The sequence below is a fragment of the Bradyrhizobium sp. ORS 285 genome (assembly GCF_900176205.1).
Taxonomy (GTDB): Bacteria; Pseudomonadota; Alphaproteobacteria; order Rhizobiales; family Xanthobacteraceae; genus Bradyrhizobium.
The window spans coordinates 6,504,188-6,520,606 of record NZ_LT859959.1 but is presented as its reverse complement, the minus strand read 5'-3'; the positions used below and the strand labels follow the sequence as shown (position 1 = coordinate 6,520,606).

Here is a 16,419-nt window from a genome sequence, read left to right as displayed (position 1 = left end):
GTGCACCATAACGTGGCACAACTTTCGGTAGATTGAGGCGATGGACGCGGGGCAGAGGGATACGGGGCTTGACTGCCTGACATTGCTGCTGCGGTTCCATCAGGTTGCTGTCGATCCGGCGCAGATTGCACATCAGTTGGCGGGAGAGCCAGTCGGTGTGACTCAGATGCTTCGCTGCGCGAAGCAGCTGAAGCTGAAGGCGCGGGCGGTCAGGGAGAATTGGGACGGCCTTGCCAAGCTGCCGCTGCCGGCGATCGCGGCGCGCTCGGATGGCTCGTTCGTCATCCTGGGCCAGGTCACGGCCGATGCGGCGCTGGTCCAGGATCCGCTCATCAACCGGCCGCAGAGCCTCAAGCGCGCCGAGTTCGAGGCCAACTGGACCGGCATGGTCGTGCTGATGGCGCGCCGCGCCTCGCTGACGGATCTCGCGCGCCGTTTCGACGTCACCTGGTTCCTGCAGGCGATGCAGAAATATCGCCGGCTGCTCGGCGAGGTGCTGCTGGCGTCGTTCTTCCTGCAGCTGTTTGGCCTGGTCACGCCGCTGTTCTTCCAGGTCGTCACCGACAAGGTGCTGACGCATCGCGGCTACACCACTCTCGACGTGCTGGTGTTCGGGCTCATCACGGTAACCATTTTCGAGACCGTGCTGGGTGGCTTGCGAACCTACGTGTTCTCGCACACCACCAACCGCATCGACGTCGAGCTCGGTGCGCGGCTGTTCCGGCATTTGGTGGCGCTCCCGATCGCCTATTTCGAAGCGCGGCGCGCCGGCGATTCGGTGGCGCGGGTACGCGAGCTCGAGAATATCCGGAACTTCATCACCAGCTCGGCGCTCACGCTGGTGATCGATCTCGCCTTCACCTTCGTCTTCTTAGGGGTGATGTTCTACTACTCGCCGTTCCTCTCCTGGATCGTGGTCGGCTCGTTTCCGTTCTACATCACGCTGTCGGCCGGTGTGACGCCGCTGTTCCGCAAGCGTCTCGATGTCAAGTTCAATCGCGGCGCCGAGAATCAGGCCTTCCTGGTCGAGACCGTCACCGCGATCCAGACGCTGAAGGCGATGGCGATCGAGCCGCAGATGCAGCGGCGCTGGGAGGAGCAGCTCGCAGGCTATGTCGGCGCCAGCTTCGACGTGCTGTCGCTCGGCAATTGGGCCAGCCAGTCGGTGCAGTTCATCAGCAAGATCGTCACCGCGCTGACCTTGTATTTTGGTGCGCATCTGGTGATCGAGGGGAGCTTGAGCGTCGGTGAGCTCATTGCCTTCAACATGCTGGCCGGGCGCGTGGCGCAGCCGGTGCTGCGTCTGGCGCAGCTGTGGCAGGATTTCCACCAGGCGCGGCTGTCGGTGGCGCGGCTCGGCGACATCCTCAACACCACGCCGGAGCCGGCCTTCAACCCCGGCCGCGCGGCGCTGCCGCCAGTGCGCGGCGAGGTGGTGTTCGATCACGTCCATTTCCGCTATCGCGTCGATGGACCACTGGCGCTGCACGACGTCAGCCTGAAGGTGCCGGTCGGGCAGGTGGTCGGCATCGTCGGCCCCTCCGGCTCCGGCAAGTCGACGCTGACCAAGCTGATCCAGCGGCTCTACGTCCCTGAGGGCGGCCGGATCCTGATCGACGGTGTCGATCTCACGGTGGCCGATGTCACCTGGCTGCGCCGGCAGATCGGAGCGGTGCTGCAGGAGAACGTACTGTTCAACCGCTCGATCCGCGACAACATCGCGCTCGCCGATCCCGGCATGCCGATGGAGCGGGTGATCCAGGCGGCCGAGCTCGCCGGCGCGCATGAGTTCATCCTCGGGCTGCCCGACGGCTACGACACGGTGGTCGGCGAGCGCGGCGCCAGCCTGTCCGGCGGCCAGCGCCAGCGCATCGCGATCGCGCGTGCTCTGGTGACCAATCCGCGCATTCTCATCTTCGACGAGGCGACCTCGGCGCTCGACTATGAGAGCGAGAACATCATCCAGCGCAACATGCGCAAGATCTGCGCCGGGCGCACCGTCTTCATCATTGCGCACCGGCTGTCGGCGGTGCGCAATGCTGACCGCATCATCACCATCGAGGGCGGCCGCCTGGTCGAGGACGGCACCCATGACGAGCTGATCAAGCGCGCCGGCCGCTACGCGACCTTGCACCAGATCCAGGCGGGGCTCCATGTCGTCGGCTGAGGCGCACAAGCAGGACAACGCGCCGATCTCGCTGAATGCGCACCGCAAGCGCCGCAATGATGCCCGCGAATTTCTTCCCGCCGCGTTGGAGATCGTCGAGACGCCGGCCTCGCCTGCGGGCCGCGCGATTGCCGGCAGCATCATGCTGTTCTTCGCAATCGCGATCGCCTGGTCGATCATGGGCCATGTCGACATCATCGCCTCGGCGCAGGGCAAGATCGTGCCGACCGGGCGCACCAAGACGATCCAGCCGCTGGAGGCCGGCGTCGTCGCCGCAATCCATGTTCAGGACGGCGACAAGGTGCGGGCCGGCGACGTGCTGGTCGAGCTCGACCGCACCGTGACCGAGGCCGAGCGCCGCCGCGTCGCGCAGGGCCTGATGCAGGCGCGGCTCGATGTTGCCCGGCTGGGCGTGCTGCGGGACAGCTTTGCGGATCTCGCCGCGCTGCGGCCGCTCAGCCTGCCCAAGGGCGCCGCAACCAATGACGTCGCGCGCACCCGCGCCGCTTTGCAGGCGCAGGCGGCCGAGCAGCTATCGAAGCTCGCATCGAACCTACAGCAGATCGCGCAGAAGCGCGCCGAGGCGCAGTCGGTGGAGGCTGCCATCGCCAAGATCGACGCGACCCTGCCGTTCCTGCAGGAGACCGCCGACATCCGCCGCAACGCCAAGGAGATCCAGTACGGCAACCAGATCGCCTTCATCGACGCGCAGTCGCGGCTGATCGACCAGCAGAGCGAACGCGTCGTGCAGACGCGGCGCCTGGTCGAGATCGAGGCGGCACGGCTGGTGTTGGAGCAGCAGCTGGCGCAGACCCGCTCCGGCTTCGAGCGCCAGGTGCTGTCGGATCTCACCGATGCAGAGAAAAAAGTCGAGGAACTGACGCAAGACCTCGTCAAGGCCGAGCGCAAGATCGCCGAGCAGGTGCTGCGCGCCCCGATCGACGGCACCGTGCAGCAGCTCGCGCTGCACACCGTCGGCGGCGTCGTCACACCGGCGCAACAACTGATGCTCATTGTTCCGGCCGACAGCCAGCTCGAGGCCGAGGCCATGATCTCCAACCGCGACATCGGCTTCGTCAATGTCGGCCAGCCTGCCGAGATCAAGATCGACACCTTCAACTTCACCCGCTACGGCCTCGTCCACGGCAAGGTGCTGAGCGTGTCGCAGGATTCGATCGTCCGCGAGAAGCCGGCGGACAAGCAGAACGGCGGCAAGCCTACCGGCGCACTGGCCGAGACCAGCGAGCCGGCGGGGCAGGAGTTCATCTACTCGGCGCGGGTGTCGCTGGAAGAGAAGCAGATGCAGGTCGAGGACAAGATGGTCGCGCTGGCACCGGGCATGGCGGTGACGGTGGAGATCAAGACGGGGACGCGGCGGATCATCGAGTACGTGATGTCGCCGCTGTTCAGATATCGGCAGGAGAGCCTGAGAGAAAGGTGATCGGCCGTGGCACCCTTGCGACGATGGAAATGACTAGGAAAGATACGATGATGTACTCACTAAGGCTGCGATCTATTGCCGTTCTACACGCGCTTGTTCTTGCTGGTGATGCGAGCACTACTGCTAACGCAGGGGGGGAGGCCCAACGTTTGTCGTTCAAGTGCATTTATACACGGCCATTCTATGTGTCATTCGATCTCAAAACGGGGGGCGTGGTGGAGGAGACACTGTCAGGCGAGTTGCTGAGAGGAAAGATTGATGCGACCGTCGGAGACTCGATTTTCTTTCATATCAGAAAGAAAGGACAATCAGACTTCAAGTACAAGATGGATATGAGAGCTGCTCGTCTGACGTCGATTCGAGTGCCTCAAGAGCCAAACTATGGAGAGCAGGAGTTTGTGTGCGGTGTTGTCGAGTTGAGAAAGTCTCTGTCGAGATTTGACGATCTCTAAGTGGCAATTCATTGGATCTCATCCTTCCAGCCCACCGTATAGACGAATAACTAAAATTGGAGCCAGTGACTATGTCAGCGCCCGAATACTACATAGCGAAGCCGGTTACTCCGGTGGATCTGGATCCATATGTCGCTGACCAGATTGATGCGTTTGTGGGTGATTTTCTCGCAAAAAGAGTTCAATCCGGAACTCTAAGATTCTTTTTTAAGAACTTTGGACCAGTTGGCGCTGCCCTGGAAGTTAATAAGGTCATCACGCGCGATGGTGACTACGCCTTTATCGATGGCGAGCGTTATGTCTTTGAGAGTCTGACAAAGGCCAAGATCGCGTCGATTGTCACGGATCTCATCATTGCGGCCAATCCCGAGGCTCGTGTGGCCTATATAATTGGGACAGTCGTAGGGACTGGAGTTTCTACCATTGTTTGGTCCAATTTCATTCAGCCGGCAATGGCCTCTGCAGAGGAATACCTCGGGACTGTTAAGACTCGAATTGAGCTATTCGATGGTTCGGGAACAGCTTCGACTGGCGTGATTTATAGGGGAGGGCTCGGAGGAGTAAGTGAGCTGGATGCCATTCAGTCATTGGTGATGACGGGGCTCGATCGAGCGCTTGTCAAGCCAGCGATTGGGTCTTTCATAAACGTCCGAATCAACGACAAAGACGACAGCAGCCAGCCGAACGAGGGGTTGGTCAGAACTTACGATCTTCTTGATCCGAAGATTCTATCAAAAATTGCAGGCAAACTTGGCGTTGCTGAGGCGGATGTTAGGGACTGGCCTTGGGCTGAAGATGCGAAAGGAGGAAAGTCGACTAACGCTGAGATCTTACTCCCCTACTTTGATAAATTCTTCATCTTGCAGTCGGGTGCAAAAATTGCGCTTAAGATCCCGGGGGGAGCGGTAGATGATCAAGTAAGTAGTCGCATTAGTCTGCCGAAAAGCGCCATCATCGTTGACGGGGACATGACGCGCATCGATCAGAGCGCAGCAGTGGTCGCGGCGTTCGGAACTGGCGGTAGTGGATCGTTAGATCTCCGAAATTTCAAGCAGGTCTACGCGGTTGGTGGTCCAGGTGAGGATGTTATTCGATCTGGTGGAGGCGACGACGTTCTTTGGGGGGATGTTGCTGGCGTCGATGCGGAAGGATCGATTGATCATATTTACGGGGGAGATGGTGCCGATCGCATCTATGGCGGGGGCGGCGCTGACTTCCTTTTCGGGGAAGGTGGTAAGGACTTTATCAAGGGAGGCGCTGGCGATGATGAAATAGACGGAGGTGATGATTCCGACACAATTTGGGGAGGCGTGGGAGCAGATGTCGTTCACGGTGGCGCTGGAGACGACGTAGTTTATGCTGGATCTGACGTCCCCGGAGAGAACGACACCAGCAACAATCGTTTATTCGGAGAGGCAGGAAAGGATGTGCTCTACGGCTCATGGGGAGACGATGTTCTCTTAGGCGGAGCCGACGACGACTACCTCGATGGGGATCGTGGCGTTGACACGGCCTCGTACGCCGATGCCACTGAAAAGCAGAAGCTGGTAATCTCGAGCGGCGGATCAGCACCTGATGGCTTTTCGGCCACTGGAACAGGCGTCTTTTTGACTGTTCAGCGCGGCAAGGAGGTTGATGTTCTTCATTCTGTCGAGAAGCTGATGCTGTCCGATCAAGCTGACGAACTTGTCGTAACGTCGGGCACGGACTTAAAAAGCATTAAGGAAATAAATGCTGGAACGGCTCCTGATGGTAGCCAGGACGTCTTCGATGCGTCTGGGTACGGGGCGCGGTTGGAGTTCGTTAAGGGACATTTGATCGGAAACGGCATCGACATCGTGCTCGACAATTTTGATGTCGTGAAGCTGCCAAAGGCTTGGTTTGGTGTAGACACATTCAAAGACGTGGTGACGACTGGTTCGATAAAGTCGCTTTACACCAGCGACGGAAAGGATGACGTCTCGGTCTCAGGCGAGGGAGTGTCCGTCGATATGGGAGCCGGAAACGATACTCTTTCGTCGAGCGGGCCGGGTACAATCGTAAAAACAGGCAAAGGTGAGGATAAAGTAGAGATTTCTCATAACGGTGAGCTACTCGTCGAAGACGCAGACGAGAGCGATCGCCTGATGTTTTACAAGAATATTCTTTCGGGCGCTGTACGTTGGGGCGGATCAGAGGATCAGTTTGCGTATGATATCTACGGCAATAAGTACGGTCGCAGTAAGACCGGTGATCTGATCATTATCGATTCTGATGGCAACAAGACCTTCATTCCACACTTTAATTTTAGCGTTACCAGCGGCACGCAGATAGCTGGCCTCTACGTCGTCGAGATCACATTCAAGACCGTCCGCAGCAACATGTGGACGAGCGGGTTTGAGACGGCTGCGGCAGAGCTCACGGCGCTCGATAAGGCTGGCCAGGCGCTGTATGGCAGGAAACCGAACGGGCGGAAAGATCCGCTGGTGCTCGATCTCGATGGCAACGGGATCAGCTTCACGATTCAGGAGGCGTCGCGCGCTCGCTTCGATATCGACAAGGACGGGTTTGCCGAGCCGGTGGGATGGATCGGCGGAGACGATGGTTTCCTCGTCCGGGATCTGAATGGCAATGGCGTGGTCGATGATGTCGGTGAGCTGTTCGGCAACGAGAACGAATCCGGCTTTGCGCAGCTGGCTCAGCTCGACGGCAATCATGACGGGGTGGTCAGCGCGCTCGACGATGGGCTGGCCGATTTCAACGGCGATGGCGTCATCGATGCGGCAGATACGTTCGCGTCGATCAAAGTGTGGGTGGACGCTAACGAAGACGGCATCACCAATGCCGGCGAGCTGAAGTCGCTGGCCGACCTCAACATCGTCGCGATCGGGACCGGATCGACGCCTTCGACCTACACGGATGGCGCCGATACGATCTCCGCGACGGGAACCTTTACGCGGGCCGATGGCTCGACCGGGCTCGCCGCGGATGTCCAGCTCGAGACCGACAACTATAATACGACGTGGCTGGGGGACTCGAGCGTCAGCGAGGCGGCTTCGAGCCGGCCGAATTTGAAAGGGTTCGGCACGCTGACCGACCTTCGGGTCGCGATGACGCTGAAGCCGAGCCTGACCAATGTTGTCGACACCGTGTTGCCGTCGATGGCGACGCTCTCCCTGTCCGCGCTGCGTGAGGCGGTCCGTCCGATTCTCTACGCGTGGCAGGCCGCTGTTCCCGTGCCTACGGGCACGCCGGGAACCGAGCCAACGGCAGAGTTCCAGTTCGTCGGCACGACCAACGAAAAAGGCGCGGTGCTCTACGACTTCATCATCAGCAAGTCGGACGACCATGGTCTCTACTACGCCTATGCGAGTGGCCAGTCTGTGCGCGATGCCAATGGGGTAGTCATCGAGCGGCCGACGCTACAGCAGGTGGTGGGCAGCACGCCCGAGCGGGGTAGCTGGCAGACGCTGACGGCCGCCGATATCGCCTTCCTCGAGCGCTTTACCGGCGAGCAGATCGGCCTCGGTATCCCGACGAATCCGAGCGCGGACGCCATCTCGCGCGCCGCCGACGCGGTCACGGCTGGCTGGAATGTGCTGAACAGGCTTGCTATCCGCGTAGCCATGCAAGGCGAGCTGAAGCCGTTTTTTGCTGGCATCACCTACGATGTCGCGACCGACACCTTCAAGCCGACCACTGACCAGCAGTTCGCACCGATGCTGGAGCAGATTTTCCAGCATACACCGAGTGACCCGACCGCGGCAGGCAGCTATCTGGAGCAGTGGAAGGGCATCATCGGCATGATGCTGCCGGACTTCCAGCGTGACGACCAGGGAAGGCAAATCACCGACGCCTATCTGTTCGCCAACATTGTCAATGCCTATGAGAACGATCCGGTCAATCTGTCATTGCAAGCGGTTGCCGACAAGCTGTTCGACATTCCGGCCTCAGAGCTGGTGATCGGCAACGGCAACCTGACCGGTGGCGACGATACCAGCGATATCTTCTACCTCAACAGCTCTGACCAAGTCGTGCGGGGGCAAGGCGGCCGCGATGCCTACGTGGTCGGTTACAATTTCGGCCACGACGTCATTCAGGACGTCTGGCAGGGGCTCGGCGATAGCCAGGAGGATGCGATCTGGTTCGCGCACCTCAATGTCTCCGATCTCACGTTCGAGCGCGACGGGCTCGATCTCCTCATCACCCAGAACGGAACCGACAACCAGATCCGGGTGGTCGACGAGTTCGCCGGCCGCCGGCCGGGCCTCGTCACCGCCTACCAGGATTTCGATAAGTCTATCGAGGTAATCAAGTTCGCCGACGGCACGACGTGGAGCAAGCTCGACCTCGCCAAAGCGGTCGGAATGCCGTCCTATGTGACTGACGACAGTCTTCTGGGGACGCCTGATGCTGACGTGCTCAATGGCGGCCTTGGCACCGACTATATGTCCGGCGGTGACGGTGGCGACACCTACATCTTTGGCCGTGGGGACGGCCATGACACGATCGAGGACAATCAGGCCTGGATCTGGGGTGAGAGGCCGGACTTCCTGCGCTTCGGTCAGGGCATCACTCTCGATGATCTGTCGTTCCACCGCGACGGCAATTCCAACGATGTCACCATCTCGATCAACGGCACCGACGATGCCGTGACGGTCAAGGGTCAGTTCCGGGTCGATTACGGTCTGCTCAACACCACCATCGACCGCATTGAGTACTTCACCTTTGCTGATGGCTCCTATGTCAGCTGGGAGGAGGTGATCCAGAGCATGGATGCAAGCGCTGGCACGGCTGGCAACGACGTCATCTACGGCTTCTCCTATGCCGATACGCTGCAAGGCGGCAAGGGCGACGACGTCATCGACGGCGGCCGCGAGAATGATACCTATGTCTATGTCCGCGGGGACGGCAATGACACCATCATCGACGGGCCGGATGCGCAGACCTCCGCCTTCGACACGCTGGTGCTCAAGAGCATCAATCCGTCCGACGTGGCCCTGGTCCGCGACGGCAACGACGTCCGGCTGGTATTCGCCGAAAGCGCCCCCGGTGCGGGCGATGCCGGCTCGGTGCTGCTCAGGGCCGAGCTCGACGACTGGTTCGCGCAAGGAATCGAGCAGGTCAAGTTCGACGATGGCACGGTGTGGACGCAGAACGACCTGCGCCTGAAGCTGCTGGCTCAGGCCTCGACCGATGGCAACGACATCATCGTCGGCTACAACACCAACGACGTGATCACCGGCGGCAAGGGCGACGACATGCTGGCCGGTGGGGCCGGCGATGACACCTATGTCTACAATCGTGGCGACGGCAACGATGTCATCACCGAGGTGACAGCCGGCAATTACAGCACCATCGATACGCTCCGGCTCAAGGGCATCAGCCCGGCCAGCGTCTCGTTCAGCCGCAACGGCAACGACCTGAGGCTGGTGATCAATGAGAGCGTGCCGGGCGCCAATGACGGCGGCTCGATTCTCCTCAAAGACGAGCTCGGCGACTGGTTCAGCCAGGGCGTCGAGACCATCGTGTTCGACGATGGGACGACTTGGGACCAGACTTATCTGCGCACGACGGCGCTGTCGCAGGCGTTCACGCCGGGTGACGACGTGATCAATGGCTTCAACACCAACGACATCCTGATCGGCGGGCGCGGCAACGATACGCTGAACGGTGGCGCCGGCGACGATACCTACATCTATGCCCGCGGCGACGGCAATGACACCATCATCGACGGGCCGGCCGGCAACTTCTCGACCTTCGATACGTTGCGGCTGCAAGGCATCGATCCCGCCGCGATCAGCTTCGTCCGCAATGGCAACGATCTGACGCTGGTCATCGCCGAGAGCGCGGCGGGCGCCGGTGACGGCGGCTCGATCCTGATCAAGCAGACGCTGGATAACTGGTTCAGCCAGGGTATCGAGCAGGTCGTGTTCGACAACGGCACGGTCTGGACGCAGAACGACCTGCGGCTGAAGGTGCTGGCGCAATACTCGACCACTGGCAACGACGTCATCGACGGCTTCAACACCAACGACGTCATTACCGGCGGTCGCGGCGACGATGTGATGTCGGGCGGGAGCGGTGACGACACCTATGTCTACAGCCGCGGTGATGGTAACGACACCATCATCGAGGGCACGGTGGGCAACGCCTCCAGCTACGACACCGTGAAGCTCCAGGGCATCGCGGCCGCCGATGTCAGGCTCGCGCGCAACGGCAATGATCTGACCTTGCTGATCGCCGAGAGCGCGGTGGGCTCCGGGGATGGAGGCTCAATTCTGATCAAGCAGACGCTCGAGGACTGGTTCAGCCAGGGCATCGAGCGAGTGCAGCTCGATGACGGCACGGTCTGGACGCAGAACGATCTGCGGCTACGATGGATCGCTCAGAACGAGACCGCGGGCGCGGATACGATCACCGGCTTCAACGGTGCCGATGTTCTGGACGGCGGAGCCGGCAACGACCTGCTGCAGGGCGGCGGCGGCAGCGATACTTATGTGTTCGGGCGGGGTTATGGTGCGGACACGATCAGCGACAGCGGCGACGGCGCAGATCGCGTGTTGTTCAAGCCGGACGTCGCGCCCGCCGACCTCCGCCTGGAGACGGATGGCACCAACATCGTCGTTCGCTTGGCCGGCTCCGACGATACCTTGACGATTCTGAACTGGTTCAATTCGAATTCCGAGATCTCGACGTTCGAATTCGCCGACGGCACGGTGTGGCAGACGACGGAGATCCTGAACCGGGCCTATGGCGGCAATGGCACCAACGCCATCTCGGCCGGCAACGATACGTTCGTCGGAACACGCTCGGCCGATGTGATCGATGGCCTGGCCGGTGACGACGTGCTGATCGGTCGCGGCGGAGGCGACACCTATCGGATCTATGCCGGAGGCGGCAATGATACGATCCTCGAGAGCGAGGATGGCTGGGCGACTGACGTGGTCCAGCTTGTCGGACTGAATTCGGGGGACGTCACGCTGTCTCGCGTCAACGCTGATCTCCTGATTCGGATCAACGCGACGGGCGAGACCACGACCGTTAGCTCGCATTTCGTCTCGACGGACCGCGGCATCGAGCAGATCGCTTTTGCGGATGGCACCACCTGGAACCGGGCCCAGATCCAGACCGCGGCCTGGTTCACGGGAACGACCGGCGCTGAGACGATTGCCGGCACTGACGGTGCCGATGTGATTCAAGGCAACGGTGGTGACGACCTGCTGCTCGGAGCCGGCGGCAGCGATACCTACCGCTACGCCTCCGGCGATGGCAGCGACGTCATTCGTGACGTGGGCAGTGCGTCCGACACGGACGTGTTGCTGTTGACCGATCTCAATCGCAACCAGGTGACGCTGTCGCGATCCGTCGCGGATCAGAACGACCTGCTGATCACGGTGAATGCGACTGGGGCCGTCATCACCGTGGACGATCACTTCCTCGGAGCCGGCTCCGGCATCGAGAAGCTACAATTTGCCGACGGGACGTCGCTCGACCGCGCAGGCATTGCGAACGCCGTTCCGATCGTGATCCCGGGTACCTCAGGGGCCGATACGCTCAATGGCGACAACAATCCGAACATGCTCCTCGGCCTGGACGGCAACGACAGTCTCTATGGGCGGGATGGCAACGACATCCTGGTCGGCGGGGCAGGCAACGACTACCTCGAGGGCGGCAACGGCAACGACACCTATCAGTTCAATCTTGGAGACGGGCAGGACACGATCCTGGACAACGGCTGGACCAGCGATGTGGACCTGCTGAATTTCGGCTCTGGCATTCGACCGGCCGACATCGTCGTGGCGCAGGTCAACAACGGCAGCGATCTGCTGCTGTCGATTGCCGGCACCAGCGACAGCATCCTGCTCCGCAACCAGTTGAACGGTTGGGGCACCTGGAGCGGCGTGGACGAGGTTCATTTTGCCGACGGCACCGTGTGGAACCGCCAGGCGATGGTGGTGCAGTCGACGCTGGCCAATGCCGGCAACGACACGTTCTACGGTGATCTCAACGCCAACATCCTGTCGGGCGGCGCAGGTAACGACAGTCTATACGGCCGCGACGGCAATGACGTCCTCGCCGGCGGCACCGGCAACGACTATCTCGAAGGCGGTAACGGTAACGATGTGTATTTGTTCAATCTTGGCGATGGTCAGGACACCATTCTCGACAATGGCGGATCTGGCGAGCTCGACGTCCTGAACTTCGGGGCCGGGATCAATGTCGGCAACGTGGTCGTGAGCCAGGCCAACAACGGCAGCGACATTCTGCTGTCGATTTCGGGGACCACCGACGCGGTCTTCCTGAGAAGTCAGCTGAACGGCTGGGCGGCTTGGAGCGGTGCCGACGAGGTTCATTTTGCCGATGGAACGGTGTGGAATCGGGCGACGCTGCTACAGCTCTCGATGGCTGCGAATTCCGGCAACGACATCTTCTACGGCGATTTCAACGCCAACTCGCTGTTCGGCGGCGCCGGCAACGACAATCTTTACGGCCGCGACGGCAACGACATCCTCGCGGGCGGCACCGGCAACGACTATCTTGAGGGTGGCAACGGCAACGATACCTATCAGTTCAACCTCGGCGATGGCCAGGATACCATCCTCGACAATGGCGGATCTGGCGAGCTCGACATCCTGAACTTCGGGGCCGGGATCAGTGCCGGCAATGTGGTCGTGAGCCAGGCCAACAACGGCAGCGACATTCTATTGTCGATCTCCGGGACCACCGATGCGGTCTATCTGAGGAACCAGCTGAACGGCTGGGCGGCCTGGAGCGGTGCCGACGAGGTCCATTTCACCGACGGCACGGTGTGGGACCGAGCGAAGATCTGGCAGCTGTCCATCTCCGCCAATTCCGGCAATGACAGCTTCTACGGCGATTTCAACGCTAACTCCTTGTTCGGCGGTGCTGGCGACGACAATCTCTATGGACGTGACGGCAACGACGTGCTGGCTGGCGGTACCGGCAACGACTACTTGGAAGGCGGCGCAGGCAACGATACTTATGTGTTCAATCGCGGTGACGGGCAGGACACCATCCTCGACAACGGCGGCAGCGGCGATTCCGATGTCCTCAATCTCGGCGCCGACATCTCGGTCAACGACATCATCGTGTCGGAGGCGAACAACGGCAGTGATCTCTTACTGTCGATTGCGGGATCGACGGACTCCATCCTGTTGAAGAGCCAGCTGAACGGGTGGGCAGCCTGGAGCGGCGTCGACAGTGTTCATTTTGCCGACGGCACGATCTGGAATCGGTCGACGCTCGTTACCCGCTCAATGCTGGCGAATGGCGGCGACGACACGTTCTACGGCGATTTCGACGCCAATTCGCTGTTCGGCGGGACGGGGAACGACAGCCTCTATGGGCGGGACGGCAACGACACGCTCAATGGCGGGCCCGGCAACGACTATCTGAACGGCGGCAATGGAGCTGACACTTACGTCTATAGCTCCGCTGACGGCAATGACGTCATCGAGGACAACACCAGCGACAACGTCCTCGTGATGCAGGACATTGCATCGACATCGGTGATCCTTAGCCGGCCGGGCAATGGCGCTGATCTCGTGATCGAGAACGCGTCGACCGGCAAGACGATCCTCGTGAAGGGGCAGTTCGGCAGCGGTTCGCTGGCGACTGTAAGCTTCAGCGACGGCGTGAGCTGGTCCGCGCCGACCATCAGCGGCATCGTGGCGAGCCAGCCGGCCTTTATCGGCACGGACGCGGCGGATACCTTCACCGGAACGGCGAATGCCGAGACGATCGATGGTCGCGGCGGCAGCGATACGCTTAATGGTGGCGCGGGTGCGGACACCTACCTCTATCGGGCCGGCTCCGGCAACGACGTGATCCAGGAGGCGGCGACCAACAGCGGTACCGACGTCGTTCGACTGGTTGGACTGAGCCCGAGCGATGTCGACATCACGCGAAACGGGACCGATCTGCTGATCCGCATCCTGTCGAGTGGCGAGACGCTCACCGTCAAGGACCAGTTCCTTGGCTCAGGCACCGTGGTCGAGCTGCTTCAGTTCGGCCCCAGCGGCACGGTGATCGACCTACGCAACAACGCGGCGCCGACGGTAACGATCTCGAGCGCAGCCGAGACCAGCAACGTGGCGGTTCAGACCATCACCGGCACGGTCACAGCCGGCGGCATCGGCAAGGTCGTGGGGCAGACAGTCACGCTGACGGACAATGGTGTCACGTTGGGCACGGCCACCGTGCAGGCGGACGGCAGCTTCTCGGCGACGGTCACGCTACCGAACCAGGGCAGCAATGCCATTGTTGCGAGCGTGACAGACAGTCTTGGCAATACCGGCGCCAGCTCGGCTGTTGTTGACTTCCTCTACAGCACACCGCCGACGGTTGCGATCACCGGTGTGTCGCATAGCGGCTATGGCGCGACCCAGACTATCTCCGGAACGGTCACCGCGGCCGGCGCTGCCGTCGTCGCGGGCCGGACCGTCACCCTGACGGACAACGGCGTGACATTGGGGACGGCGACGGTTCAGGCCAATGGCAGCTTCTCCCTCGGCGTCGCGCTGCCGAAGCTGGGTGGGAACGCGCTGGTTGCGACCGTCGTGGACAATTATGGCAACACTGGACGCAGCGCTGCCGTGGTCGACAGCTATGCCGGCGTTTTGCCCACGATCCGCGGCACGGTTGCCGGTCAGACCACAACATCGGAGGCTGCCGTTCATCCGTTCAGCACGGTGACGATCGACGATCTCAACGTCGGCGCGACGGATACTCTGACGATTACCTTGAACGGAGGCGGCGGCACCCTGTCCGGCACGGGCCTGAGCGGCGCCAACGGCGTGTACACCCTATCGGGCAGCGCGGCGTCGATCACCGCTCAGTTGAGGGCGCTGACGTTTACGCCGACAGCCGGCGTGCCGAATAGCAGCCCAACGACGACGTTCACGTTGTCGGACAGCAGTTCGGGCTACGTCGCGCCGAGCTACAGCAGTCCGGGAGTGCTGTATGCGTTCAATAGCAACAATGGCACTCCGATCGGTGGTCTGACCCTCGATGCGGCTGGCAATCTTTTCGGGACGACGGTAACGAGCGGTCAGATCTTTGAGCTGGCCAAGAGTGGCTCCGGCTGGAGCAGCACGCCATCTTATTTGGCGAGTGTCGGAACGGCCGGCAACTTGTTCATGGATGCCGCTGGCAATTTGTTTGGCGCGACCGCGGCTAAGGCCAACAGCGGCGGTACAGTGTACGAGCTCGTCAAGAACGGCAGCGGTTGGAACCCCAGCGTGACCACAGTGGCTACGTTCACGCCAGCCACAACCGGCTCCTCTCCTTCTAGTCCAATCATGGATGCTGCAGGCAATCTGCTCGGTACGACACAATTAGGCGGGGTTGGCGGTCGCGGAACCGTGTATGAGATCGTCAAGACCGGCACCACCTACAGCAGCACGCCGATCGTCTTGGCATCGTTCAACAACGAAAACGGGCAGATGCCGTTCGGCCAGTTGATCCTGGATTCGGATGGCAACCTGCTGGGGGCGACGGCGACCACGGTCTTCGAGATCCCCAAGACCGCCAGTGGCTATGGCAGCATGATCGTGCTCGGCAGCGGAATCTATTGCGCGGGCGGGCTGACGCTGGATCCAGACGGCAATCTCTTCGGCGTTCAGACCACAGGGGGAGCCTACAACAGCGGCGGCGTCTACGAGCTGCAGAAGACGAGCAGCGGCTACAGTGCGCCCACTTTGATAGCTTCTTTCACCAGCAATTTCTCGTCCTATGCTGGACCGCTGGTGATCGACGGTGCGGGAAATCTTTACGGCACAGCCGCGACCAGCAGTACGTTCGGCCGCGGGAATGTGTTCAAGGTTGTCAAGACTGGCGCCGGCTACAACAGCACGGTGATCTCGATGACGAACTTCAACGGCGTCAACGGACTGTTCCCGGGCCAGCTGACGATGGATGCCGCCGGCAATCTGTTGGGAGAGGCGCAAACCGGCGGTGCGAACAATGCCGGTGTGATCTTCAAGGTCACCAATTTGTCCTCTGTGCCCGTCGATTCCGCCGCGGTCGATTCGACCACGACCGTCATCGATGTCGATCCGCCCGCGGTGTCCGCAATCACCCTGGCGACCGCATCGGATGCGAGCATGATCGGAGTCGGCCCCGCGGTGGTCTCCAATGATGCGTTCACGGCGCTGGAGCAGGCGGTGGCAACGACGACGACGTTCGATGCCGATAGGCAGCTGTCGCAGCTTGTGCAGGCGATGGCTAGCTACGGGGCGGATGGTCAAGGGTTCGACGTGGCCTCGGCCGCGCTGGCGTCGCTCAATGATGTCACCCTGCAGAACGCACTCGCTGTCGCATCGTAGATGCGGGTCCGATGATCGCCTACGAGGCAT

General features: G+C 61.2%; 3 protein-coding genes. All 3 read left to right on the top strand.

Translation table 11 applies throughout. The annotated features are described in order from the left end of the window. Positions 1-40: 40 nt before the first annotated feature. Positions 41-2,167 carry a type I secretion system permease/ATPase gene (locus BRAD285_RS29130; protein WP_006610066.1) on the top strand — a complete coding sequence of 709 codons (2,127 nt, stop codon included), beginning with the start codon at positions 41-43 and terminating at the stop codon, positions 2,165-2,167. After that, positions 2,154-3,608, top strand: coding sequence for an HlyD family type I secretion periplasmic adaptor subunit (locus BRAD285_RS29125; protein WP_006610067.1), 1,455 nt, complete (start codon positions 2,154-2,156; stop codon positions 3,606-3,608). Before BRAD285_RS29130 ends, BRAD285_RS29125 begins: the two co-directional genes overlap by 14 nt. Positions 3,609-4,131: 523 nt before the next feature. Further along, positions 4,132-16,389: a calcium-binding protein gene (locus BRAD285_RS29115; RefSeq protein WP_139020563.1), complete on the top strand. Its 12,258-nt coding sequence runs from the start codon at positions 4,132-4,134 to the stop codon at positions 16,387-16,389. Positions 16,390-16,419: the final 30 nt, after the last annotated feature.

Coding starts and splice junctions, on each gene's coding strand:
- BRAD285_RS29130 (WP_006610066.1), top strand. CDS start 41: ATGGACGCGGGGCAGAGGGATACGGGGCTTGACTGCCTGACATTGCTG.
- BRAD285_RS29125 (WP_006610067.1), top strand. CDS start 2,154: ATGTCGTCGGCTGAGGCGCACAAGCAGGACAACGCGCCGATCTCGCTG.
- BRAD285_RS29115 (WP_139020563.1), top strand. CDS start 4,132: ATGTCAGCGCCCGAATACTACATAGCGAAGCCGGTTACTCCGGTGGAT.